Here is a 25306-nt window from a genome sequence, read left to right as displayed (position 1 = left end):
AAACCACCACAAAGGTGCCTGTCCCCTTTGTGGTGGTTTTCTAAGTCGTTAGCTTAGCAGCATGCGGTCGTTGGCGAGCTCGCCGCCCGAGACCTCCTCGAACTTCTGCAGCAGGTCGGCGACGGTGAGCGACTTTTTCTCGTTGCCTGCCACATCGTAGATCACGTGGCCCTCGTGCATCATGATCAGACGGTTGCCCAGACGGATGGCGTCGTTCATGTTGTGTGTGACCATGAGTGTGGTCAGGTGGTTCTCGTCGACGATTTCCTCGGTCAGGTTGAGCACCTTCGATGCCGTCTTGGGGTCGAGGGCCGCCGTGTGCTCGTCGAGCAGCAGCAGGCGCGGCTTGGTGAGCGTGGCCATCAGCAGGGTGAGTGCCTGGCGCTGGCCACCCGAGAGCAGGCCGACCTTAGCGTTGAGGCGCGTATCCAGACCAAGGTCCAGACGCTTGAGCAGCTCAACGTACTCGTCCTTCTCGGCCTTGGTGACGCCCCACGAAAGACCGCGATGCTGGCCGCGGCGCTTGGCGAGGGCCAGGTTCTCGGCGATCTGCATGTCGGCTGCGGTGCCGCGCATGGGGTCCTGGAACACACGGCCCAGGTACTTGGCGCGCTGCGACTCGCTCAGGCGCGAGATATCGGTGCCGTCGAGCTCGATAACGCCCGAATCGAGCGGATACACGCCGGCGATCATGTTGAGCAGCGTGGACTTGCCGGCGCCGTTGCCGCCAATCACGGTTACAAAGTCGCCGTCGTTAAGGGTGAGGTCGACGCCGGTGAGCGCGCGCTTCTCGGTGACGGTGCCCTTGTTAAAGGTCTTCTTGACGTGTGAGAGCTTAAGCATCTGCCTCATCTCCCTTCGTGTAGGAGCTGCGGAGCTTATAGCGCTCCCAAACCACGGGCACGCACAGGGCCACGGCCACGATCACGGCGGAGAGCAGCTTCATGTCGTTGGCGTCCATGCCCAGCTGCAGCACGATGGCGCGGATAAGGAAGTACACCACGGAGCCAAAGACGGCGGAGGCAAGACGGACGCTAAACTGCGTGAGTCCGCCGGGTAGCAGGCGACCGAGCACCTCGCCGATGACGATGGCGGCAAGGCCGATAACGATGGCGCCTGTGCCCATGCCAATGTCGGCATACTTTTGGCTCTGGCAGATAAGCGCACCCGAAAGGCCGATGAGGGCGTTGGAGAGCACGAGAGCGATCATCTTGGTGGAGTTGGTGTTAACGCCCAAGGCGCGGATCATGTACCCGTTGTTGCCGGTGGCGCGAAGCGCCGAGCCGATCTCGGTACCAAAGAACCAGTACAGGATGGCAACGATGGCCACGGCGAGCAGGATGCCCAAGATGATGGCAACGGTGGACTGCGGCAGGCCCGTCATGTTGCTAACAGACGAGAAGATGGTGCCCTTGGCAAGGATGGGCGTGTTGGATTTGCCCATGATGCGCAGGTTGACGGACCACAGGCTGATCTGGGTGAGGATTCCGGCGAGGATCGCGGGAATCTCGAAGACGGTGGTCAGAATGCCCGTGACCGCGCCTGCGATGGCGCCGGCGCACATGCCGGCCAGCACGGCGAGCAGCGGGTCGACGTTATTGTTGACGATGAGCACAGCGCAGACGCAGCCGCCGAGGGCAAAGCTGCCGTCGCAGGTCATATCGGGAATGTCGAGCAGGCGGAACGTGATAAACACGCCAAGCACCATAATGCCCCAGAGGACGCCCTGCGAAACGGCGCCCTGCAATGCAATGAGCATGCTTCATACCTCCTAGGATAGGGTGGACACGTGAGTCACCATGATAGCGGTAACAATGCATAAAAGAGCTGCGGCCGGATGTTTTGACTCATCCGAAACAAGCAGGGCGAACGCCGGTCTTTGGCGTTCGCCCCTGTGGCTCAGATATTGAATAACACGTCAACGGCGCGAGTGCGTGCCCTAGACGCGCTACCGCGCATGGCGCTACTCGTCCAGAGCGGAAAGATCGATGCCCAGAGCCTCGGCCATCTCGTCGTTCTTGACGACGACCAGGTCCTTGCTCGAGAGGTGCTTGATCGCCATGTCCTCGGGCTTGGCTTCGCCCTTCAGGATCTTGACGGCCATCTCGCCTGCGGCGTAGCCCAGATCCTCGTAGTTGATGGAGAGGGTGAACAGGCCGCCGGCCTTGCACATGCCCTCCTCGCCGGTAACGAAGGGGAGCTTGTTCTCCTTGCAGATCTGACCGACCTGCGAAGCGCCCGCGGCGATGGTGTTGTCGGTGGGGGAGTAGAGCGCGTCGACCTTGCCCACGGCGGACTCGACGACGGACTGGATCTCGTTGGAGCTCGAGACGGTGAAGTCGGTGTACTCCAGGCCAAGCTTGTCGAGTTCCTTCTTGGCGGCCTTGATTTGGACGTCGGAGTTGGACTCGGCGGTGCAGTAGAGCAGGCCGACCTTCTTTACGTCGGGCAGGACCTTCTGCATCATCTCGAGTTGCTCGGCGACCGGGGTAAGGTCGGAGGCACCGGTGACGTTGGTGCCGGGCCTGTCGTTGTCCTGGACCAGGCCGGAGGCGGCGTAGTCGGTGATGGCGCAGCCCACGATGGGGATATCCGCCGTGGCACCGGCAGCAGCCTGTGCGGCGGGCGTGGCGATGGCGTAGATCAGGTCGACGCCATCGCCCACGAACTTGTCGGCGATGGACTTACACGTGGACTGGTCGTTCTGGGCGTTCTTCTGGTCGATCTTGACCTTAAGGCCGCTTTTCTTGATGGCCTTGACAAAGCCGTTGTTGGCGGCATCGAGTGCGGAGTGCTCGGTGAGCTGCAGAACGCCGATGGTGTAGTCGGAACCGGCGGCAGCAGAGCCGGAACCAGAGTTGCCGCCGCATCCGGCGAGCGGGGCGAGCGCGAGCAGGCCGGCGGAGACCAGAAGGCTCCTGCGGCTGATGGTGATGTCCTTCATATCATTACCCCCAGTATAAAAATGGCTGGAAACACTGCACTGGGACAAAGTGCAAGTGGAACTATAGTAACGCCGATGTCCATTTTTACAACAGCCTGGCGGGTTTTTTAATACAGAACCGGATAGGCGGTACGGGTAGTCGAATGGGTGACGGAGATGCTTATGCGGCGGAGACGGCGTCATCATCCTCGTCCAGGGCGGCAAAGAGTTTCTTGCCGTCAAGGAGGCGCGTGCTGACGTTTCTCATACGGGCGATCTCGACGGTGCGCAGCGTATCGTCGGTGCCTCGGGCGTCGTAGACCGTTCCCAGCAGATACGAGATGCCATCGCGCTGCCTGATGGCAAAGGGTCGGAGCGTCATCCGCACCGCTTCGGTTTCGCCACGGGCGAGGGTACTCGAGATATCAAAGCTGACGGTCGTTCCGTGGTCGATGGCCTGCTCGATGAGCTCGCACGTGTCGATGCGCTTGATGGGCGTGCGTGTTGCCTTGGTAGCCTTGCTGCTTGCGCTTGGAGCGGGTTCGGGTGTATCGAGGTAGTCGCGAACGTCGGCACTCGCCATGGCAACTAAATGCTGCGCCATGCTCTTGCGGATAGCGATAGGCGTGGAGCGGTTGCGCATGACCATGCCGTGGAGCCGGATGATCTCTTCATCGGTGAGCGGGCGGGTAAGAAGTTTGTAGCCCACGCCGCGTTTGTAGTCGATTTCGTATCCGGCGTGACGAAGCGCGGATATCGAGGTGTAGATGCTGCGCCGCGCCGCCGAGATGGGCATGCGGGTGGGGTCATCGGGGTGGGCGAGGTGCTCGATTAACTCATCGGAAAGCAATGCCTTGTCTTCGCCGGTGTTTTCGCTCAAGAGCTGCAGGATGCGCACGGCGCGATAGGCCGCCATCGAGGCGGCGCCTCTGGTCGTGGTCTCATAGTTTTCAACAACGGCTTCGGTCATAACGCCCACGTCCTTTCCATTTTGGGTGGCGACGGTACGGAGCCTAGGACGCGGGGCTTGCCTAGGGGCGCAAGGCGCTCTGGGCGGTCGGTAGTTGTCGGCAAGCGGCGGGTCGAGTTTTCAACAGCCCTGCTCAACTAACCAAAAACTTGCCAAAAGCTTGACGGATGCTGTTGAAAAAAGCGCCCCTCGGCTTGCCGAGAGGCGCTGACGCGATGTGCTGTAACGCGCTGGGTGGCGCTGTGGCGATTAGAAGTCGGCGTTGCCCACGGTACGCGGGTGCGGCAGGACGTCGCGGATGTTGCCCACGCCGGTGAGGTACATCACCAAGCGCTCGAAGCCCAGACCGTAGCCGGCGTGCTTGCAGGAACCGTAGCGGCGCAGGTCAAGGTAGTACTTGTACTGCTCGGGATTCATGCCCAGATCCTTGATGCGGGCCTCGAGCAGATCCAGGCGCTCCTCGCGCTGGGAGCCGCCGATAATCTCGCCGATACCGGGAACCAGGCAGTCGGCGGCGGCGACGGTCTTGCCGTCCTCGTTCATGCGCATGTAGAACGCCTTGATCTCGGCAGGGTAGTCGGTTACGAAGGTCGGGCGCTTAAAGTGCTCTTCGGTCAGGAAACGCTCGTGCTCGGTCTGCAGGTCGATGCCCCAGCTCACGGGATAGTCAAACTTGTGGCCGGCGGCGACGGCCTGCTCCAGGATCTCGACGGCCTCGGTGTAGGTAACGCGGGCAAAGTCGGAGTTTGCCACGTGGTCCAGGCGCTCGATCAGGCCCTTGTCCACAAACTTGTTGAGCATGTTGAGCTCGTCGGGGCAGGTGGCCATAACGTCCTTAAGGACGTACTTGAGCATGGCCTCGGCGTTATCCATGTAGTCGTTAAGGTCGGCAAAGGCCATCTCGGGCTCGATCATCCAAAACTCGGCGGCGTGGCGCGTGGTGTTGGAGTTTTCGGCGCGGAAGGTGGGGCCAAAGGTGTACACGTCGCCAAAGGCCATGGCAAAGTTCTCGGCATTGAGCTGACCGGACACGGTGAGGCTCGCATGCTTGCCAAAGAAGTCCTGGCTCCAGTCGACCTCGCCGGACTCGGTGAGGGGCGGATTTTTGGGGTCGAGCGTGGTCACGCGGAACATCTCGCCGGCACCCTCGCAGTCACTCGTGGTGATGATGGGGGTGTTGACGTAGACAAAGCCCTGCTCCTGGAAGAACCGGTGGATGGCGGCAGCCGCGACAGAGCGGATGCGGAACACGGCGCGGAACAGGTTAGTGCGCGGGCGCAGGTGCTGCTGGGTGCGCAGGAACTCGACGGTTGCGCGCTTCTTCTGCAGCGGGTAATCCGGGGCGCTGACGCCCTCGATCTCGATGGAGGTGGCAGAAAGCTCGAAGGGCTGGGGCGCATCGGGGGTCAGCTTGACGGTGCCAGTGCAAATGAGTGCGGCCGAGACGTTTTGGTGGGCGATCTCGTCGTAGTTGTCGAGCGCCTCGCGGTTCATGACGACCTGCAGGTCGCGGAAGCAGCTGCCGTCGTTGAGCGTAACAAAGCCAAAGTTCTTCATGTCGCGGACGGACTTGACCCAGCCGGCGACAGTGACGGTCTGGCCGCCGAGCGACTCGGCATCGGCATAGAGCTGCGCGATTTTGGTGCGGTTCACGTATCCTCCCATAGCGGTTGAATGATAATTATCCATACAGTTCGATATTCTAGCAGCTCGGCTCATTTGGGCTATACAGATAAGGCATTGGCGGGATGGTTTTTCAAACGAAAAGCGCCCGCGGCCAAATGGTCGCGGGCGCTTGACGAGGTGCCTTTTGGCTGTGTGGCACGGGGCCTGGCTACTTGGTCTTGGCTACCAGCAGCGGGTCGCCAAGCTTGACGAGCGGGTTGCCGCCGATAAGCGTTCCAGACTCGCCGACATGGTCGATGCTCTTAAGACGATCGAGCTCGGAGACGATGACGGTCACGATGTCCTCGTGACCGGCGGCCTTAATAGCCTCGCGGTCGAAGCTGATGAGCGGCTGGCCTGCCTTGACCACATCGCCCATCTCGACAAAGCGGGCAAAACCCTTGCCGTTCATTTCCACGGTGCCCAGGCCAACATGGATGAACACGCGAAGACCGTCCTCGGTGATCATGCCGATGGAGTGGTTGGTGACGGTGGTGGCGCCGATGCGGCCGTTGGCGGGCGCATAGATGGTGCCGGTGATGGGCTCGATGCCATAGCCCTGACCGAGCATGCCCGCGGCGATGGTCTCGTCGGGAACCTCGTCCAGATTGACGAGTACGCCGTTGACAGGGGCATAGATGACGCCTTCGCGGGTAGCGAAGCTTGCTGAGGGCGGAACGGACGCCTCGCCCGACGAAGTGAACGTGGACTTGAGCGAATCGAGCAGACCCATAGTTGCCTCCAACGTATCAAGCGCGCCTGTTGCACGCGTGTAATGTAGCCGGAAACGTTACGCATGTGTTTCCCGGCACGGTCAGCGTCCCTATTTTACGCTGTGAAACGATAGTGCTGAGCTGGGATTATGTGATATATCAGTTGAAAGGGAACTTATTGCGGGAGTGTTTCTGCGCCGTGGGTCCAACTGGGGTACGCTTGAGGACGAAAAAATAGTGCGCACGAATTGCGCGAAGGGAGCACCAATTGATTATCGAGAGTCATGCGCTGTGGGGCGAGGAGCCGACTGAGGAATATCCGGCGACGTTTACCTATTTGGGCGCCGAGCCGCTGCCCGATAAGCCTAATGGTCGTCGCCCGGCAGTGATTATCTGCGGTGGAGGCGCGTTTACGCACATCGCTCCGCATGAGCAAGATCCGGTGGCGTTTGCGTTTTTGGATTACGGGTACCAGGCTTTTGTGCTCAACTATGTGACAAGCGGCACGGGCGACGTGAGTTTTCCGCACCCGCAGGCCGATCTTGCCAAGATGGTCGCCACGGTGCGCGCTAATGCCGACGAATGGCATGTCGACCCCAAGCGCGTGTGCGTCGTGGGCTTTTCGGCGGGCGGCATGCTCTGCGCCTCGTTAGCAACGCAGTGGAAGACCGGTCCCTTTGCGGCGCTTGCCGGGGTGCGTCCGGATGATATTCGCCCCGACGCCGTGGTGCTGGGCTATCCATTGCTCGACCTTGCCTATGTGCGCGACACGCAGACGCGCGATCCGCGCATTGACCTGCGCGTGCCCAAGACGGGCGGCAAGACGGGACGTGATTTGCTTAACGACTACCTGTCGATGGTGACGGGCGGTGAGGCAACCGACGAACACTTGGCCGACATCTGCCCCACCACGCATGTTTCGCGCCAGATGCCGCCGACCTTTGTGTGGGGCGTGTCCGACGACAAGACGGCGCCGATCGCGCAGGTCTACCCGTTTGCGCAGCGCATGGCCGAGGAGGGCGTCGCATGCGAGATGCACGTCTTTGACCAGGGCGGCCACGGCCTTTCGCTCGGCAACGCCAACACCGCAGTCGACAACGAGGACAAGCAGGTGGCGGTCCGTCCTTGGATTCGTCTAGCCTTCCGCTTCCTCGAGCGTCACGGGTTTTAGACCGCGCAGCACGAGAGTGGATAATCTCCCATTTTTTGGTCTGCTTTTCGACAAAAATGGGAGATTATCCACTCTCGTGAGGTGGACATTTGAAAGCTACCTTTGTTGCTTTTCTACCAAACGGCGAACTGGGCGTTGTCCGTGTTCCAATGGACATCGCGAACGTAGTCTCGCACGCCCACTGCATCTCGCGCTTCGAACAGCTCAAGAATATGAGCATGCTCGGCATTGGCTATGCCCAGGAGTTTGCACGCCGTCTCCTGGTCGACGGTCTCGTAATCGCGCTTGATAAAACAGCGTTCGAGTTGCGAAATCATGTCGCGTAGACGGTCGTTGCCGCAGCGGTTAAAGTACGTCAGGTGAAAGTCTCGCTGAATGTCGTCGTACTTTCGGATAAGACCGCCCTGGATCGCAAGGTCCATGGACCCAACCAAAAACTTTAGCTGCATGATGTCCTCTTCGGTCAGGAGGGGGCAGGCGAGATATGCTGCCTGCCCGTCGAGCGGCCCCATAATCTCAAAGACCTCAACGGCATTTTGCTGATCGAATCCACGGACGCGGAATCCGCGGCGGGGGAGATTGTCCAGATAGCCATCGCTTGCTAGCTGGATGAGCGCCTCGCGAACCGGCGTGCGCGAAACGCCCATGGCATCGCAGATCGCTTGCTCGCTCACGCGGTCGCCGGCCGAAAGCTCGCCGGCGTCTATACGACTCGAAATGTAGTCGTATACATGGTCCTTCAAGGGCCTTCTGAGTGTTTCCATGAACTTATAACCCTTAACTGTATATTTTCAATTCTTAATACGTTTCGCTTGAATAGGCTAATTGAATTATAGAACGACCAGCTAAATCGCGCTACTTAATCAGAAGAAGCAAAAAAACGCTTACCGAGAAAAACCTACCGCCCAGGATTGTATACAATATACAAAACAGCAAAGACACCCTAAGATAAAGCCACCGGAAGGAAGGCGGGCGCGAGGAAGTCCGCCCTCTACTAAGAGATCCAAGGAGGATCATCATGACCAAGTTCAGCCACGTCATTATCCGTCGTCCCGGCAAGTCCCTGAGCAATGGCATCACGAGCGCTCCCGAGCTTGGCCAGCCCATCTACGAGCGCGCTATCGAGGAGCATTACGATTACGAGCACGCACTCGAGCAGTGCGGCGTTGACGTGTCGGTGCTGCCGGCTCTCGAGCAGTATCCCGACAGCTGCTTCGTCGAGGATCCGGCCGTTATCACTCGCTGCGGCGCCATCATTACCAACCCCGGCGCCGACAGCCGTAATGGCGAGAAGGACGAGATCGAGCCGGTCGTCCGTCGCTTCTTTGACGACGAGCATGTGAAGCACATCGTTTCCCCCGGCACGCTCGACGGCGGCGACGTCATGATGGTCGGCGACCACTTCTACGTCGGTCGCTCCGCTCGCACCAACGAAGAGGGTATCCGCCAGTTCTGCGAGATTCTCGAGGGCTGGGGCCTCGAGGGCTCCGAGGTGCCGCTGGAGGAGGTCCTGCACCTCAAGACGGGCGTCAACTACATCGAGGACAACAACATGCTCGTCTCCGGTGAGTTTATCGATAAGCCCGACTTTGCCCAGTACAACAAGATCGTCGTGCCCGAGGACGAGGCTTACGGCGCCAACTGCATCTGGGTCAACGGTACGGTCATCGTTGCCGAGGGCTATCCGACCGTGCTCAAGGCCGTGCAGGATCTGGGCTACAAGACGCTTGTTGTCGATACCTCCGAGTACCGCAAGGTCGACGGCGGCCTCTCCTGCCTGTCCCTGCGCTTCTAATGCGGTCGCTGTACTAGCTTAATGATCGCTTGACCGATGGCCCGGCACCCGATTCGGGACGTCCGGGCCATCTTTATGCGGTCGTCTGATGGAGGGGGTGCACATATAATGGCCTCTAAAACTCGTAACGACGAGATGATCGACCCCAATGGTCTTGATCTTTTCCGTCTGACCATGATGGTTATCACCGCGAGCATTTGCGGCGGTATCTTTTCTCTTGCCGGCGATATGGCGGCAGGCGGAGCCAATACCGGCGCGGTCATTATCTCGTGGGGAATTTGCTTTATTGGCGTCTTTGCGCTGATGATGGTGTTCAACGGTCTGTCTCAGGCTCGTCCTGACCTGACCGGCGGCATCTATGCATATGCTGCGGCCGGCTTTGGCGATTACATTGGATTCAACTCCGCTTGGGGCTACTGGATCAGCGCGTGCCTTTCCAACGTGAGCTTTGCGCTCTTGCTGTTTAGCGCGCTGGGCTATTTCTTCCCTGCGTTTGGCGCGGGTAACAACCTGCTTTCTATCGTCTGCGCCAGCGTGTTTTTGTGGTTCCTTACCGCCCTTGTGCTTCGTGGCGTTAAGGAGGCTGCGGGCATTAACACGATCGTCACGTTGGCGAAGCTGGTGCCGCTGGGGCTCTTTGTGCTGAGTATCGTGCTCCTGGGTAAGTTCAACGTCGATATCTTTATGGACAACTTCTGGGGAGAGCCGGCTGGTCCTGGCTTTGGCGAGCAGGTTGTCTCGACCATGATCGCCCTTGTCTGGGTTTTCACGGGCATCGAGGGCGCTGTCGTTATCTCGGGCCGTGCAAAGTACGTGCGTGACGTCGGCCGCTCGACGGCGCTCGGATTTGCGGCTGTATTCACGCTGTATCTGATCATCTCGATGCTGTCGCTCGGCATTATGCCGCGCGAGGAGATGGCACAGCTTGCAACGCCCTCCATGGCGGGAATTCTCGAGTGCGCAATCGGTCCGGTTGGTGCTGCCATCGTAAACCTTGGCGTTATCCTTTCGTTGGTCGGCGCGCTGCTGGGCTATGTCATCATTGCGTCCGAGACGCCGTTCGAGGCGGCGCGCCAGGGATCCTTCCCTCTGGCGTTTGCCAAGACGAACAACCACGACGCCCCGGTGGTAACGGTTCTCGTGAGCTCCGGCATCACGCAGCTCTTCTTGATCGTGTCGTATGTGGCGGCGAGCACCTACCAGTTCTTCTATAGCTGCGCAGTCAACACGATTCTGGTTCCGTATGTCTGCTCGGCTGCCTATTACATGGTGATTGGCTGGAAGAACGAGCATCTGGACGGGCCGCATGCGCCCAGCGTCGGCAAAGCCCGCTTCTTCGGTACGCTCGGCTTCATCTACACATTGTTCCTGGTGTGGTCGACGGGTCTTCAGGGCGTTATGATCACGACGATTCTTTTTGCTCCGGCCATTCCCGTTTATATGCTGGGCGAGCGAGGCCGCGGTAAACCGGTGCTTCCGCATCTGCACGACAAGCTGATCGCAGCGGTGGTCATTGTCGTGGCAATCATTTCGCTGTATCTGCACTTTGCCGGCATTGCGCCGATAGTCTAAGACTGCGGCAAGCTTCATCGCTTGGCAAGCCGGCGGAGGCATCGCGTGCCGGTGCCGTTCGGTAATCCATAACTGACGTGGGCCTCTGTAACGTGCTTCTGTGAGTGCCCACCAGGCCCGCGCGGGTGACATTAGTTGCTTGCGCGGGCTTTTGCTGCTTGGGTGCAATGGGGGCAGCTTAGCTTGCACCGATCTGTTGATTGAACGTCGTTGTGTGTTCGCGCTATCATGCATGGTTAAAATTGGTTAGCCATGGCAAACGGTTAGCCATGGTGAACATAAATACAAAGCCCTGTGGGCGCCGGGGGAGGAACACGGACGTGAGACTCGATACACTCGAGATTGGAAAGGACGCCGTTGTCGCATCGGTGGCATCGGACGATCAGGCACTCCGACAGCATATTTTGGACATGGGTCTAACGCCGGGCACCGAAGTCACCATGATGAAGTACGCCCCTATGGGCGATCCGCTCGAGATCCGTCTGCGTGGCTACGAGCTGACGCTGCGCAAGGACGATGCCGCTCGCATTGAGCTCGTGGGCATCCACGACACCGATACGGGTCCGCGCGTGAACGCCGCTATTGGCACAACGGAGCACCCGGCCCTCGGCGAGGGAACGTATTCGCCCCGCGCGGCAAAGACGGCCGTGCCCGAGGGCGCGCCGCTGCACTTTGCCCTCGCCGGCAACCAAAACTGCGGCAAGACCACGCTGTTCAACCAACTGACGGGCTCCAACCAGCACGTCGGTAACTTTCCCGGCGTGACGGTCGACCGCAAAGACGGCACCATCCGCAACCATCCCGAGGCGAGCGTTACCGACCTGCCCGGCATTTACTCCCTGTCGCCGTACACGGGCGAAGAGATTGTGAGCCGTCAATTTATCCTGGACGAGCATCCCGACGCCATCATCGACATCATCGACGCTACTAATATTGAACGCAACCTGTACCTAACGCTGCAGCTTATGGAGCTCGATCGCCCCATGGTCATCGCGCTCAACATGATGGACGAGGTGACGGCCAACGGCGGCGCCGTGGACGTCAACCTGCTCGAGAGCCTGTTGGGCGTGCCTGTTGTCCCCATTAGCGCTGCCCGCAACGAGGGCATCGGCGAGTTGGTGGATCATGCCTTGCACGTGGCGCGGTTCCGCGAGCGTCCCGGCCGCCTGGACTTTTGCGCGCCCGATGGCCCGGACGGCGGAGCCCTGCACCGCTGCATCCACGGTATCGCCAACCTTATCGAGGACCATGCCGTGACGGCGCATATCCCGGTGCGTTTTGCGGCGACCAAGCTGGTTGAGGGCGACGAGTTGGTGACGGAGGCGCTTCACCTGGACCGCAACGAGCTCGACGCCATCGAGCACATTATTTCCCAGATGGAGGGCGAGGCCGGCACCGACCGCCTGTCCGCGCTGGCCGATATGCGCTTTAGCTTTATCGGCGACGTGTGCGGGCGCTGCGTCGTCAAGCCGCACGAGAGCCGCGAGCACGTACGCTCCGTCAAGATCGACCGCATCCTGACGGGTCGCTACACGGCCATTCCGGCGTTCCTGGTAATCATGGGCCTCGTCTTTTGGCTGACGTTTGGCGTGATCGGCGCAGCGCTGCAGGGACTCTTGGAGGACGGCATCGCTGCCATCATCGCTTCGGCCGATGCGGGCCTCAAAGCGTTCGGCACCAACGACGTGGTGCGCTCGCTGGCTGTCGACGGCGTGCTCACAGGCGTGGGCAGCGTGCTCACCTTCCTGCCGATCATCGTCGTGCTCTTCTTGTTCCTCTCCATTTTGGAGGACTCGGGCTACATGGCGCGCGTGGCCTTTGTCATGGATAAGGTGCTGCGCCGCTTTGGCCTGTCGGGCCGCAGCTTTGTGCCCATGCTCGTCGGTTTTGGCTGCACCGTGCCGGCTATCATGTCGACCCGCACGTTGCCGTCCGAGCACGACCGCAAGATGACCGTCATGCTCACGCCGTTCATGAGCTGCTCGGCCAAGTTGCCGGTCTACGGCCTGCTGTGCGGGGCGTTTTTCCCGCAGGCGACGGTTCCTGCTATGGTCTCGCTCTATCTGATCGGCATTGTGGTCGGCTGCGTCGCGGCTTTGGTGCTCAACCGCACGGCATTTAAGGGCGACCCGGTGCCGTTTATCATGGAGCTTCCCAATTACCGCCTACCGAGCGTTAAGACGACGGTGATGCTGGCATGGGATAAGGCCAAGGACTTTATCACCAAGGCCTTTACCATCATCTTTGCCGCCACCGTGGTCATCTGGTTCCTCCAGACGTTCGACATTCGCTTTAACGTGGTTGCCGACCAGTCGCAAAGCCTCCTTGCGGGCCTTGGTAGCATTATCGCTCCGCTGCTGGCGCCGCTCGGCTTTGGCGACTGGCGTGCATCCACGGCGCTCGTCACCGGACTTATTGCCAAAGAGAGTGTCATTTCGACCCTCACCGTGCTTTTGGGTGCAACCTCGCCCGCGGCACTGTCGACCATGTTTTCGCCGTTTACCGCTTACGTGTTCCTGGTCTTTACGTTGCTGTACCCGCCGTGTGTGGCGGCAATCGGTGCCGTCAAGAGCGAACTGGGTGCGCGCTACGCCGTGGCCGTGTTCGCGTTCCAAGTGACAGTCGCCTGGATCGTGGCGTTTGTCGTGCATTCGGCAGGCATATTACTGGGGTTGGCTTAGCTATTAATTGATGGCGCAACCTCTGTGTATTGAGTTGATTGCGGCCCCGCATCAATACTGACGGATGCGGGGCCGTTGCTATATAATCGCCCACCGCCCAAGACAATCGGAGAGGTTTTCCTATATGGCTCAAACAAAGCAAGATGGCATCTCGCTCAAGCAGTGGCTCCCGCTTATCGGGCTCGCCTGTTGCGCGTTCGTGTTCAACACGTCGGAGTTTATGCCCATCGGCCTTCTGACTGATATCGCCGCGTCGTTCTCGCTCACCGAGGCCCAAGCCGGCATCATGATTTCGGTCTATGCCTGGGGCGTCATGCTGCTGTCGCTGCCACTCATGGTGTTTGCCTCGCGCTTTGAGTTCAAGTGGATGCTGCTCGGCGTGCTCGCCGTGTTTTCTCTGGGTCAGTTCCTGTCTGCTGTGGCACCGACATATCCCATCCTGGTCTGTGCGCGCCTGGTGGTCGCTTGCGCACATGCCGTGTTCTGGTCGGTCGCCTCGATTATGGCCTCGCGCCTGGTTGACGCCCGCCACGGGGCGCTCGCCATCAGCATGATCGCCACGGGCTCGTCTATCGCGCAGATTTTCGGCCTGCCCCTCGGTCGTGCCATCGGCCTGGCCGTGGGCTGGCGCATGACGTTTGCCGTGGTCGGGGCCTTCTCTGCCGCCGCGGTGGTGTACCAGGCCGCGGTGTTCCCGGCCATGCCGGCGGGTGAGCGCTTTACCGTTAAGCAGCTGCCCGAGCTGCTCAAGAACCCGTTCCTGATTGCGCTCTACGCGGTCACGGTCTTTATGGCGACCGGCTACTACGCGGGTTACAGCTATATCGAGCCGTTCCTGGCACAGGTCGCGCACGTCGACGCAGGCGCCATCACCATGACGCTGACGGCGTTTGGCTGCTCCGGTCTGGTGGGCAGCTGGCTGTTCGGCCGACTGTTCGATGGGCACCGGTTCCCGTTCTTGGCTATTACGCTCTCCGGCGTGCCGGCGGCCCTGCTGCTCATGGGTTCGGCCGCATCGTTGCTCGCGGCAGTGCTTGCCGTCTGCGCGCTATGGGGCTGCTGCGCCACGGCCTTCAATGTGGCGTTCCAGGCCGAGCTCATCAAGTACACGCCGGCGGATTCGTCGGCTGTCGCCATGTCGATCTTCTCGGGCCTGTTCAACCTGGGTATTGGTACGGGCACGGCGATTGGTGGCGCCGTGGTGTCGGGCCCGGGCATCGCTTGGATCGGCTACGCGGGCGGCACGATTGCCGTCGTGGGCGTCATCCTCGCCATCACCGTGCTGTTCCCGGCCATACGCCGCGCAAAGCCTGTCGCCTAACCACACCCCCTCATCAGTTGCGGCGGAATGCGGACTGGATTGGGTAGCTAAAAAAGCCCCGTCCCAAATTAGCTACCCTGCTGGGCATACAATGGATGTCGTTGTGTTGAGCTTACCGGGAGGCTGTTATGTGGGCATACGAGACGACGTTCTATCAGATCTATCCGCTGGGCTTTTGCGGGGCTCCGCGCGAAAACGCCGCGCCTGTTGCCGAGGATGAGCTCTTCCAAGCTGCCGGTACCGCGCCCAATCCCGATGCCCCCATCATGAAAATCGCCCAATGGGCCGATTACCTGCAGGAGTTCGGTATCGGTGCCGTGTTGATCAACCCTCCGCTTGAGTCCGATGGCCATGGCTACGATACGCGCAGCCTGCGCCATATCGACCGCCGCCTGGGTGGAGATGCCGACTTTGCCGCCGTGTGCGAGACGCTGCATGCCCATGGCATACGCGTGGTGCTCGATGCCGTCTTTAACCATGTGGGCCGCGGCTTCTGGGCATTCCGCGACGTGCAGGAGCGCAAGTGGGATTCGCCCTACAAGGATTGGTTCCACATCAGTTTTGACGGCGATTCCTGCTATGGCGACGGCTTTTGGTATGAGGGCTGGGAGGGCCATTTTGAGCTCGTGAAGCTCAACCTGCAAAATCCTGCCGTAGTCGATTACCTGCTCGAGTCTGTGCGCCGTTGGGCCGATGACTTTGGCATCGACGGCCTGCGCCTGGACGTCGCCTACATGCTCGACCGCGACTTTATGCGCCGCCTGCGCTCCTTTACCCGCGAGCTCAAGCCCGACTTTGTACTGATCGGCGAGACGCTCCACGGCGACTACAACCAGATCGTCAACGACGAGATGCTCGACTCCTGCACCAACTACGAGTGCTACAAGGGCCTGTATTCCAGCTTTAACTCAGTCAATATGTTCGAGATCGCCCATTCGCTGCATCGCCAGTTTGGCGGCGACCCGTGGTGCATCTACCGCGGCAAACACCTGCTGTCGTTTGTCGACAACCACGACGTGCCGCGTCTGGCCAGCATCCTCACCGACAAGTCGTGCCTGCGTCCCGCCTATGGCATGCTCTTTGGCATGCCGGGAATCCCGTGCGTCTACTATGGCAGCGAGTGGGGAATTGCTGGCGAAAAGGGCGGCCCCGATGGCGACTGGGCGCTGCGACCTGCGCTCAATGCGCCTGCGCCCAACGAGCTGACGGCGTTCATCACGCAGCTCGCGCACCTTCGTTCGGCCGACGACGCGGCGGCACGCGCTCTCAACTACGGCGCGTACCGTAACGTGGTGATTCAAAACAAGCAGCTGCTGTTCGAGCGTGCCTGCGACGACGCCACGGTGCTCGTGTCGGTGAATGCCGTGGACGAGACCTATTCCTTTACAGCCGGCGAGCTCAACGGGTCCTTTGTCGACCTGCTTGCCGACGACGCGCCCACGGTCGAGCTGGCGGGCACGCTTGAGCTTGCGCCCTACGAGGTGCGTTATCTGTTGAGGGCCTAGCCCATGCCAGTGTCTGACGAGGGCTATCAACATATTGAGCATGGGTTTGAGCCCGTGTTCGACCGGCACTCGCGCGTTTTGGTGCTCGGGTCGTTCCCCTCGGTGCTTTCGCGCGCCAATGCCTTTTACTATGGCAACCCTCAGAACCGCTTTTGGCGCGTGATAGCGGCATGCCTCGGTGCGCCTGTGCCACCCAATGAGGGCGATCCTTTGGCGGACGGTACGCCGGCGACACTCGACGCCTCGATTGCCGCCAAGCGATTCATGCTCCTCGACGGCGGCGTAGCCCTGTGGGATGTGATCGAGAGCTGCGATATCAAGGGCTCGAGTGACGCTAGTATTCGTAACGTCGTGCCGGCACACATCGAGCTCATCACCAGCAACGTGTCCATTGAGCAGGTAATATGCAACGGTGGCACGGCGGGGCGCCTCTACAAGCGCTATCTACAGGAGCGGACGGGCCTGCCCGCTGTCATATTGCCGTCAACAAGTCCCGCTAACGCGGCCTGGCGCCTGGATCGCCTCGTTGAGTGCTGGCGCGAGGCCGTTGACTGGGGTGCTCGATAATTTAGATAGTTGATTGAGCACGGGTGCCGAGACGTTTGATGATGGCGTGCCAGATTGGCGTGGGCACGGCGGGCTTGGCGAAAACCACGCCATCTGCTGTGACATCCCCGGTGTCGCCGCCGCCGAGTCGTTGGGCGTGCTCAACCGAGCAGCCCATGCGCACGGCGCCTACCAGCTTATCCATCGCTTCGGAAAACGGCCGTCGCAGAAGTCCCATGCGTGGGGAATGGTGAAGCGCCGCGATGCCGCTGCCGGCACAGATGACAACGCCGCCGCACCACGTTAGCCTACGGAGTTCGCAAGCTTGGCGCAGGCACTCGATATACCGGTGCGCCTCCTCGGTGCGCCCACAGGTGGCTTGAACGACGACATAGACGCGCGTTCCCGTATTGCCAAAGCGATCGAGTGCTTGTTGAGCGGCGGATGCCGCCTCATCGTTGGGCTTATCCGTAATCGCGAGCACAATGCCATCGACGGCGGCATCGGCGTCATTCGCCTTCAAGTCGACCGGGCGGGGGAGCGCGGTGCCGGAAAGCCGGGCATAGGCCGCGATGGCATCCTGCAGGTCCCAGAGCAAAAACTCAAGATCGGCGCTATTGGGAATACTGACGTATGCAATCTTCTGCAGTGTTTTGGGCTTATTGCCCTGCGGATCTGTCTCCATGCCGCCTCCTTTCCGATTCGTTTCCGTTTAGGTTACACCGTCTGGCGGCGCCTCGCCGCGCTATCCTAGTGCAACCCTTACGAAAGGAACGCCATGCGCCTGCCCATGAATACCTCGCTTGCCACGCTCAAGCCTTCCGGCATCCGCCGGATCAACGCGCTCGCCGCTCAGCACCCGGGGTGCATCGCACTCGCGCTTGGCGAGCCCGATTTTCCCACGCCCGATGTGATCAGCGCCGAGGTGGCCGCCTCGCTGGACCGCGGTGACACGCACTATCCGCCCAACAACGGTCGCCCCGCCCTGCGCGAGGCGCTGTCTGCCTACATGGACGACGCGGGTCTTACGTTTTCTGCCGACGAGGTCATCCTGACCGACGGCGCGACCGAGGCCCTGTCGGCAACATTCATGGCTATACTCAATCCCGGCGACGAGGTCATTATCCCCACGCCGGCCTTTGGCCTGTACGAGAGCATCGTCGTGGCCAACCACGCTAAGGCGATCTTTTTGGATACGGAGCCCGCGCAATTTCAAATTGACGAGGACGCCCTTCGCGCCTGCGTGACACCGGCGACTAAGGCCATCGTCATTTGCTCGCCCAACAATCCCACGGGCTGTATCCTCAACGCGGCTTCGCTCGACGCCGTGGCGCGCGCGGCGGAGCAGACGGGCATCTACGTGGTCTGCGACGACGTATACAACCGCCTGGTCTATGTGGATGGCTACGAGCGGTTTGCCCAGCGACACCCGGAGCTGCGTGATCAGACGGTGGTCATCGAGAGCTTTTCCAAACCCTGGGCCATGACCGGCTGGCGCTTGGGCTGGCTCGCAGCCGCAGCCCCCGTCATCGCCGAGATCGCAAAAGCTCACCAATACTTAGTATCGAGTGCCGTCTCCTTCGAAATGGACGCCGCAGCCAGAGCCCTCACCGTCGACCCAACTCCCATGCTCGAAGTCTACCGAGCCCGCCGCGAGCGCGTACTCGCAGCCTTAGACGCCATGGGCCTCGACGCAGTAGAACCAGCAGGAGCCTTCTACGCCTTCCCCAGCATTAAACAATTCGGCCTAACAAGCGAAGACTTCTGCATCAAAGCCATCGAAGAAGCCAATGTAGCCCTAGTCCCCGGAGACTGCTTCGGCTGCGAAGGCCACATCCGCCTAAGCTACTGCGTAAGCGACGAAGACCTAGACAAAGGCCTAAATCGCCTGTCCAACTTCGTTTCAACCCTGTAGCCCAACGGGACCCAACCCATCAGCCCACCGACCCAAGCATTATGCGTGGGGCGCGCCGACCAACGGAAATCCGGGCTGCCCATAGTTGACGTAGGCCGCGCCGCCAAAGGCCAGGCGCAAGGTTTTCGTAGATTCCGCACGAGCCGAAGAGCACTTAATGTGCTCTTCGTGCGAGCCCAGGACCTGACCGAGCGAAAACCTTGCGCCTGGCCTTTGGCGGCGCGGCCGGATGGTGGAATTGTGTACAGCCCGGTTTTCCGTTGACCGACGCCGGGGTCCCCGCCATAATACTTTCGGTTCACGCACGAATCCGCTGCCAGAGACAGCCGGTGCAAACGGGCTTCGCCCGCAAGCTTAATGGGACATCCCGCCAGCCGAGGTGGTCGAGTAGATATGTCTTCTCGCCCCCGTCGCTCATGCAGCGCGGGGGCTTTCTTTTTGGACATGCCCCCGTCACGTCCTTGTGGCGGACCGTGCCCGGAAAGAATTCGAGGAGGTGTAATTCATGCCCCAGCAGTACAAAATCGACAAGGTTGCAGAGATCGAGTCCCGTATCGCCGAGAACGCCGGTCTGTTCGTCGTCAACTACAACGGTCTGACGGTTAAGCAGGCTCAGGAGCTGCGTCATCAGCTTCGCGAGTGCGGCGCCGAGATGAAGGTCTACAAGAACAACCTGGTCAAGATCGCTCTCAAGAACCAGGAGCAGCCCGAGCTCGACGAGATCCTCGCCGGCCCCGTTGCTTATGTGTTCTACGAGACCGAGCCGGTCGAGGCCGCTAAGGCCCTCAAGGACTTCTCTGCTAAGTCCAAGGGCGTCCTTGAGATCAAGGGCGGTATCTCCGACGGCAAGGCCGTTTCCGCTGATGATGTTAAGGCTATCGCCGAGCTGCCCACCAAGGATCAGCTTCTCGGCCAGATCGCCGGTCTCATCTCCGGTTTCGCTCGCGACATCGCTGTCTGCGTCAACGGCGTTTCCTCTGGTCTCGCTCGTTCGATCCAGCAGGTTTCCGAGCAGAAGGCAGCCTAGTCGCTGTTTTCACCCGCGGCGGCAACGCCGCACCCCTGGCGCATTCGCGCTGTGTTTTAACTGATCTCCGTGCATCCGCACGGAAACCGAAAGGACTTAGAAATGGCTAAGCTTACCACCGATGAGATCATCGATGCTCTTAAGGAAATGACCCTTCTCGAGGCTTCCGAGCTCGTCAAGGCTATCGAGGACACCTTCGGCGTTTCCGCCGCTGCTCCTGCTGCCGTTGTCGCCGCTCCCGCTGCTGGCGCTGCTGAGGCCGAGGAGAAGACCGAGTTTGACGTCGTGCTCGAGGGCTTCGGCGACAACAAGATCCAGGTCATCAAGGCCGTCCGTGAGCTCACCAACCTTGGCCTGAAGGAGGCCAAGGAGGTCGTCGAGGGCGCTCCCAAGGCTGTTCTCGAGGGTGCCAAGAAGGAGGACGCTGAGGCTGCCAAGGAGAAGCTCGAGGCTGCTGGCGCTGCTGTCACCCTCAAGTAATCAGGCTTTCTCGCCAGATTTCTTTGCAGACGGGGTTCGCATTGCGAACCCCGTCTTTTTTGTTTTTCGGTCCCTCGGCATCGGTTGCTCAAACTGTCATGTTCTGTGATTTGCGTCGTAGCGGGTGCCCTGCCGTTGGACAATAAAATTGCACCATTCGAGCAATAATTTGCGTTGACCTGCTGAAGAATTGTCTCTGCCTTGTAGCGACATATAGTTCCAGCGGTAAGATGCTTGGGTATCGCAATTTGGTCTGCGGCTGTGTGCCGCACGCATGGGGCGCTTTTGCGCCTGCGAAAGGATCTTTGAATAACATGAAGGCAATCATCCCCGCCGCCGGTCTTGGCACGCGTTTTCTGCCTGGCACTAAGTGCACGCCCAAAGAGATGCTGCCGGTGCTCGACAAGCCCGTCATTCAGTACGTCGTCGAGGAGGCGCTCGAGCCCGAGGAGGTCGACGATGCCATCATCGTTACCTCTCCCGGTAAGCCCGAGCTGCTGAGCTACTTCCAGCCCGATCGCTCGCTCGAGAACCTGCTGCGCGAGCGCGGCAAGAACGCCTATGCCGATGCCGTAGCCCACGCTGGCGGTATGCCGGTCGATTTCCGTTATCAGTACGAGCCCAAGGGCCTCGGCCATGCTATCCGCTCTGCTGCCGACGCCGTGGCAGGGGAGAACTTCCTTGTTCTTCTGGGCGACTACGTTGTGCCCAACCGCGACATCTGCGACAAGATGCTCGCCGTCTCCAAGGAGCACGGTGGCGCTTCGGTTATCGCCGTCGCTGCTTGCTCGCCCGAGGAGGTCAGCCGCTACGGCGTGATCGCCGGTGAGCGCGTCGGTTCGCTCGAGGGTGCCGAGGACGTTGCCGATGCTGAGCCGGGCGCTGTCTGGCGTATCGGCGGTCTGGTCGAGAAGCCCGCCCCCGAGGCGGCTCCGTCCAACCTGTACATCGTCGGCCGCTACCTGCTGAGCCCGCTGGTCATGGACCTGCTTGCCGACCAGCAGGCCGGTAAGGGTGGCGAGATCCAGCTGACCGACGCCATGGCCCGTTCGCTCGACCGCGAGGCAATGTATGCCGTCGTCATCGACCCGCTGTCGGGCTACGACACCGGCACTCCCTCTGGCTGGATGGCAACCAACGCCCTCATGGCAGCAAGCGACCCCCGCTTTGCCGATGCCTTCTGGGACGCCATCGACGAGCGCGGCGGTCTTAAGCGCAACTAGCACGTGCCACGGGTGCGGACTTCGGTTCGCACCCGTTTTTTGTTCGCGGGCCATGTAAGCCGTTGCGGGAGGCCGTCGTTGTCCTGCAGGGGAGTGTGTGTTCACAGAAAATATATGAACGCATGTTCGATACAACACCATCTACCTGCTCGTTTTCTGTTGAAAAACTTTGCTACTCCAAAAACTCAATCGCGTCAAGGCTTTTCTTGCCCAACGGTCGGTACCTGATAAACTATTAGGTTGCGATAACTGGCGAAGCTATGCCTCGCCAACCCACCGAGCATTTCCGTGAAGGAGGAAAAACCTGGTGACCTACGCATACACTGCCACTGAGCGCAAGCGCGTCAGCTTCGGGAAAATCCCGGAGGCCATGGAGCTCCCCAACCTTATCTCTGTTCAAAGGGAATCCTTTGAGCGTTTTAAGGACGAGGGCCTTCGTGAGGCGTTCAAGGAATCCAGCCCCATCCAGAGCCAGAACCATGTTCTCGAGGTTACCTTCGGCGAGCATCAGTTCGGCGACCCCGCGCACACTGTCGAGGAGTGCCGCGAGAAGGATATGACCTATCAGGCTCCGCTTCTGACCGACGTCCGTCTCACCAACAAGGAGACCGGCGAGATCAAGGAGCAGCTCGTCTTTATGGGCGACTTCCCCATGATGACCGATCAGGGCACCTTTATCATCAACGGTACCGAGCGCATCGTCGTCTCGCAGCTCGTTCGTTCCCCGGGCGTGTACTACAGCTCCGAGATGGATTCGGGCAAGCAGATCTACAAGGCCCAGATCATTCCGTCCCGCGGTGCCTGGCTTGAGTTTGAGGTCGACAAGCGCGATCAGCTCATGGTCTCCATCGACCGTAAGCGCAAGCAGAGCGCCACGATGTTCCTGCGCGCCCTTGGGATCGCCGTCACCAACGACGACATCATCGAGCTGCTCGGCAACTCCGATGTGATCAAGCGCACCCTCGAGCGCGATACCGCCCTCACTCGCGAGGACGCCCTCATCGAGATCTACCGTCGCCTGCGCCCGGGCGAGCCTCCCACCGTGGACGCTTCCCGCAGCCTGCTCGAGGGCCTGCTCTTCAACCCGCAGCGCTACGATCTGGCACGCGTCGGTCGTTACAAGGTCAACAAGAAGCTCAACCTCACCACCGAGGAAGAGGTCACGGTGCTCACCGACGAGGATATCGTCGCGACGCTGCGCTACCTGCTGTCCCTCGCTGCCGGCGAGCAGGGCTTCAAGGTCGACGACATCGACCACTTTGGCAACCGTCGCGTCCGCACCGTCGGTGAGCTTGTCGCCAACCAGTTCCGCATCGGCATGAGCCGTATGGAGCGCGTCGTCCGTGAGCGCATGAGCTCGCAGGATATCGACGAGATTACGCCGCAGTCGCTCATCAATATCCGCCCCATCGTGGCGGCCATCAAGGAGTTCTTCGGCTCCTCGCAGCTCTCGCAGTTCATGGACCAGTCCAACCCGCTCACGGGCCTGTCGCACAAGCGCACGCTCTCCGCGCTCGGCCCCGGCGGCCTTGCGGGCCACAAGTCCGGTTCCAGCCGCCGCACCAACGTGCCGACGGCCGTCCGCGACGTCCACAACTCGCACTACTCCCGCATGTGCCCCATCGAGACGCCCGAAGGCCCCAACATCGGCCTTATCGGCCGCCTCGCGCTCTATGCGCGCGTCAACGAGTACGGCTTCATCGAGGCTCCGTTCCGTCGCGTCGAGAACGGCGTTGCCACCGACCAGATCGACTGGATGACCGCTGACGAGGAAGAGAAGCACGTTATCGCGCCGGCCAACACGCCGCTCGATCCCAAGACCAACGAGTTCATCACAACCGATGCCGGGGGCAAGATCGTCCGTCCGCACACCGTGATCGCCCGTACCCGCGACTTCGACGGCTCCTTCGGCGCTCCCGCCGACGTGCCCGTCGAGGACGTCGACTACATGGACGTCTCGCCGCGTCAGATGCTCTCCGTCGCAGCCACGCTGATTCCGTTCCTGGAGCACGACGACGCCAAGCGTACGCTGATGGGCGCTAACATGCAGCGTCAGGCCGTGCCGCTGGTTCACCCTGCCGCTCCCTATGTCGGTACCGGTATGGAGCGTCGCGCCGCCTTGGACTCCGGCGAGGTCACCCTGGCCAAGAACGCCGGCGAGGTCATCTTTGCCGACGCCGCCAAGATCATCGTCAAGCATGCCGGCGGCATGGACGAGTATCACCTGGCCAAGTACCAGCGCTCCAACCAGTCCACCTGCATCAACCACCGTCCGCTCGTGCGTGTCGGTGACACCGTTGAGCAGGGCGAGCCCCTGGCCGACGGTCCTTCGACCGATCATGGCGAGCTCGCACTGGGTCAGAACCTCACTGTGGCCTACATGCCGTGGGAAGGCTTTAACTACGAGGACGGTATCGTCGTGTCCGAGCGCCTGGTGGCCGAGGACCTGCTGACGACCATCAACATCACCCGTCACGAGATCGACGCCCGCGACACCAAGCTCGGCCCCGAGGAGATCACCCGCGAGATCCCGAACCTCTCCGAGGACATGCTTGCCAACCTCGATGAGGACGGCATCATCCGCATCGGCGCCGAGGTCGGCCCTGGCGACATCCTGGTCGGCAAGGTCACGCCTAAGGGCGAGAGCGCTCTGACCGCCGAGGAGCGCCTGCTGCGCGCCATCTTCGGTGCCAAGGCCCACGACGTCCGCGACACCTCCCTCAAGATGCCTCACGGCGCTTACGGCCGCGTCATCGACGTCGTCCGCTTTAGCCGCGAGAACGGCGACGACCTGGCCCCCGGCGTCAACGAGCAGGTGCGCGTCTACGTCGCCCAGCGTCGTAAGATCCAGCAGGGCGATAAGATCGCCGGCCGCCACGGCAACAAGGGTGTTATCTGTAACGTTCTGCCGGTCGAGGACATGCCCTACATGGCTGACGGTACCCCGATCGACGTTATCCTCAACCCGCTGGGCGTTCCTTCGCGTATGAACGTCGGCCAGCTGCTCGAGTGCCACCTTGGCTGGGCTGCTGCCTGCGGTTGGGATACCGAGCAGGCCGACTCCGACAAGTATGTCCCCGGCCCGTTCTTCACCGCGACGCCCGTCTTCGACGGCGCCAAGGAGGACGAGATCGCCGAGGTCATCCGTCGTGCCAACAAGAACATGCTCAACAAGGCCACCGCTGCCTTTGGCGATCACATGCGCCCCGAGTTCGTCACCCAGCTTGACGAGCGCGGCAAGACCCGCCTGTTCGACGGCCGCACCGGCGAGGAGTTCCGCGAGCCCATTACCGTGGGTACGTCCTACATCCTCAAGCTCGGCCACATGGTCGACGACAAGATTCACGCCCGTTCGACAGGCCCTTACAGCCTGGTTACCCAGCAGCCTCTGGGCGGCAAGGCTCAGTTCGGCGGCCAGCGCTTCGGCGAGATGGAAGTTTGGGCACTGTACGCTTACGGTGCTTCCAACGTCCTGCAGGAGATCCTGACCGTCAAATCCGACGATACCGTGGGCCGCGTCAAGACCTACGAGTCCATCGTCAAGGGCGAGAACGTTCCTGTCCCGGGTATCCCCGAGTCCTTCAAGGTTCTCGTTAAGGAGATTCGCTCCCTCGCGCTGGACATCGAGCCCATGCACGATGCCGACGAGGACGCCTCCGCCCCTGTGACCGCCGAGGAGACCTCTGCTCTCGACGACCTGGCTGCGCTCGCTGGCATTGACGCCGACGTCGAGGCCCAGGATGCCGAGACCGCCGAGGCACCCGAGGCCGTCGCCGCCACGACCACTGATAAGGAGTAG

20 protein-coding genes are annotated in these 25306 nt (G+C 60.9%); 12 read left to right on the top strand and 8 right to left on the bottom strand.

Features of this window, described 5'->3' with window-relative positions:
• Positions 1-48 precede the first annotated feature (48 nt).
• The 6 genes from DXD49_RS03310 to DXD49_RS03285 all read right to left on the bottom strand — a co-directional run bounded on the left by DXD49_RS03310 (position 49) and on the right by DXD49_RS03285 (position 6291).
• On the bottom strand, positions 49-843 hold the full coding sequence (locus DXD49_RS03310; protein ID WP_117743088.1) for an ABC transporter ATP-binding protein: 795 nt from the start codon (positions 841-843) through the stop codon (positions 49-51).
• Positions 836-1759, bottom strand: coding sequence for an ABC transporter permease (locus tag DXD49_RS03305; RefSeq protein WP_117794188.1), 924 nt, complete (start codon positions 1757-1759; stop codon positions 836-838). The genes DXD49_RS03310 and DXD49_RS03305 overlap by 8 nt, the downstream gene beginning before the upstream one ends.
• Before the next feature lie 204 nt (positions 1760-1963).
• On the bottom strand, positions 1964-2944 hold the full coding sequence (locus DXD49_RS03300; protein ID WP_117794187.1) for an ABC transporter substrate-binding protein: 981 nt from the start codon (positions 2942-2944) through the stop codon (positions 1964-1966).
• Between the two features lie 160 nt (positions 2945-3104).
• A complete protein-coding gene (locus tag DXD49_RS03295) occupies positions 3105-3893 on the bottom strand; it encodes a hypothetical protein (RefSeq protein WP_147347827.1) in 789 nt (262 codons plus the stop codon).
• Between the two features lie 249 nt (positions 3894-4142).
• A complete protein-coding gene (asnS, locus tag DXD49_RS03290) occupies positions 4143-5546 on the bottom strand; it encodes an asparagine--tRNA ligase (RefSeq protein WP_117794185.1) in 1404 nt (467 codons plus the stop codon).
• A gap of 181 nt (positions 5547-5727) precedes the next feature.
• Positions 5728-6291, bottom strand: a complete 564-nt coding sequence (locus DXD49_RS03285; protein ID WP_117743083.1) for a PTS glucose transporter subunit IIA — start codon at positions 6289-6291, stop codon at positions 5728-5730.
• A 248-nt stretch (positions 6292-6539) separates the two neighbouring features.
• Here DXD49_RS03285 and DXD49_RS03280 point away from each other — a divergent pair, with 248 nt between their 5' ends.
• Complete coding sequence (locus DXD49_RS03280) at positions 6540-7442, top strand: alpha/beta hydrolase (protein WP_117743082.1); 903 nt, start codon at positions 6540-6542, stop codon at positions 7440-7442.
• A gap of 113 nt (positions 7443-7555) precedes the next feature.
• Here DXD49_RS03280 and DXD49_RS03275 read toward each other — a convergent pair whose 3' ends face one another.
• Positions 7556-8185, bottom strand: coding sequence for a GntR family transcriptional regulator (locus DXD49_RS03275; protein WP_233541735.1), 630 nt, complete (start codon positions 8183-8185; stop codon positions 7556-7558).
• A 275-nt stretch (positions 8186-8460) separates the two neighbouring features.
• Between DXD49_RS03275 and DXD49_RS03270 the strand changes: the two genes are divergently transcribed.
• The 6 genes from DXD49_RS03270 to DXD49_RS03245 all read left to right on the top strand — a co-directional run bounded on the left by DXD49_RS03270 (position 8461) and on the right by DXD49_RS03245 (position 16883).
• Entirely contained in the window at positions 8461-9237 is a 777-nt protein-coding gene (locus tag DXD49_RS03270) for a dimethylarginine dimethylaminohydrolase family protein (RefSeq protein ID WP_117635364.1), read from the top strand.
• A gap of 108 nt (positions 9238-9345) precedes the next feature.
• On the top strand, positions 9346-10809 hold the full coding sequence (locus DXD49_RS03265; RefSeq protein WP_117794183.1) for a basic amino acid/polyamine antiporter: 1464 nt from the start codon (positions 9346-9348) through the stop codon (positions 10807-10809).
• A 269-nt stretch (positions 10810-11078) separates the two neighbouring features.
• Complete coding sequence (gene feoB / locus DXD49_RS03260) at positions 11079-13490, top strand: ferrous iron transport protein B (protein ID WP_117743080.1); 2412 nt, start codon at positions 11079-11081, stop codon at positions 13488-13490.
• Between the two features lie 124 nt (positions 13491-13614).
• Complete coding sequence (locus DXD49_RS03255; RefSeq protein WP_117743079.1) at positions 13615-14811, top strand: MFS transporter; 1197 nt, start codon at positions 13615-13617, stop codon at positions 14809-14811.
• A gap of 128 nt (positions 14812-14939) precedes the next feature.
• Entirely contained in the window at positions 14940-16316 is a 1377-nt protein-coding gene (locus DXD49_RS03250) for an alpha-amylase family glycosyl hydrolase (protein WP_117743078.1), read from the top strand.
• 3 nt (positions 16317-16319) lie between these two features.
• Positions 16320-16883, top strand: a complete 564-nt coding sequence (locus DXD49_RS03245) for a uracil-DNA glycosylase family protein (RefSeq protein WP_117743077.1) — start codon at positions 16320-16322, stop codon at positions 16881-16883.
• A 1-nt stretch (position 16884) separates the two neighbouring features.
• Here DXD49_RS03245 and DXD49_RS03240 read toward each other — a convergent pair whose 3' ends face one another.
• On the bottom strand, positions 16885-17547 hold the full coding sequence (locus tag DXD49_RS03240) for a hypothetical protein (protein ID WP_117743076.1): 663 nt from the start codon (positions 17545-17547) through the stop codon (positions 16885-16887).
• A gap of 93 nt (positions 17548-17640) precedes the next feature.
• Here DXD49_RS03240 and DXD49_RS03235 point away from each other — a divergent pair, with 93 nt between their 5' ends.
• The 5 genes from DXD49_RS03235 to DXD49_RS03215 all read left to right on the top strand — a co-directional run bounded on the left by DXD49_RS03235 (position 17641) and on the right by DXD49_RS03215 (position 25306).
• The gene (locus tag DXD49_RS03235) at positions 17641-18777 is read left to right on the top strand and encodes a pyridoxal phosphate-dependent aminotransferase (protein WP_117794182.1); all 1137 of its coding nucleotides are present in this window, start codon (positions 17641-17643) and stop codon (positions 18775-18777) included.
• Positions 18778-19282: 505 nt separating this feature from the next.
• Positions 19283-19804 (top strand): 50S ribosomal protein L10, encoded by a 522-nt coding sequence (rplJ, locus tag DXD49_RS03230; RefSeq protein WP_089572500.1) that lies wholly within the window; start codon positions 19283-19285, stop codon positions 19802-19804.
• Between the two features lie 102 nt (positions 19805-19906).
• Positions 19907-20284, top strand: coding sequence for a 50S ribosomal protein L7/L12 (gene rplL, locus DXD49_RS03225; RefSeq protein WP_006235005.1), 378 nt, complete (start codon positions 19907-19909; stop codon positions 20282-20284).
• A 314-nt stretch (positions 20285-20598) separates the two neighbouring features.
• Positions 20599-21507: a UTP--glucose-1-phosphate uridylyltransferase gene (locus DXD49_RS03220; RefSeq protein ID WP_117734321.1), complete on the top strand. Its 909-nt coding sequence runs from the start codon at positions 20599-20601 to the stop codon at positions 21505-21507.
• Between the two features lie 370 nt (positions 21508-21877).
• A complete protein-coding gene (locus DXD49_RS03215) occupies positions 21878-25306 on the top strand; it encodes a DNA-directed RNA polymerase subunit beta (protein ID WP_233541738.1) in 3429 nt (1142 codons plus the stop codon).

It is taken from the genome of Collinsella sp. TM05-38 (assembly GCF_003466445.1).
GTDB lineage: Bacteria > Actinomycetota > Coriobacteriia > Coriobacteriales > Coriobacteriaceae > Collinsella.
The sequence above is the reverse complement of the archived record's forward strand: the minus strand, read 5'-3'. Positions and strand labels throughout refer to the sequence as shown.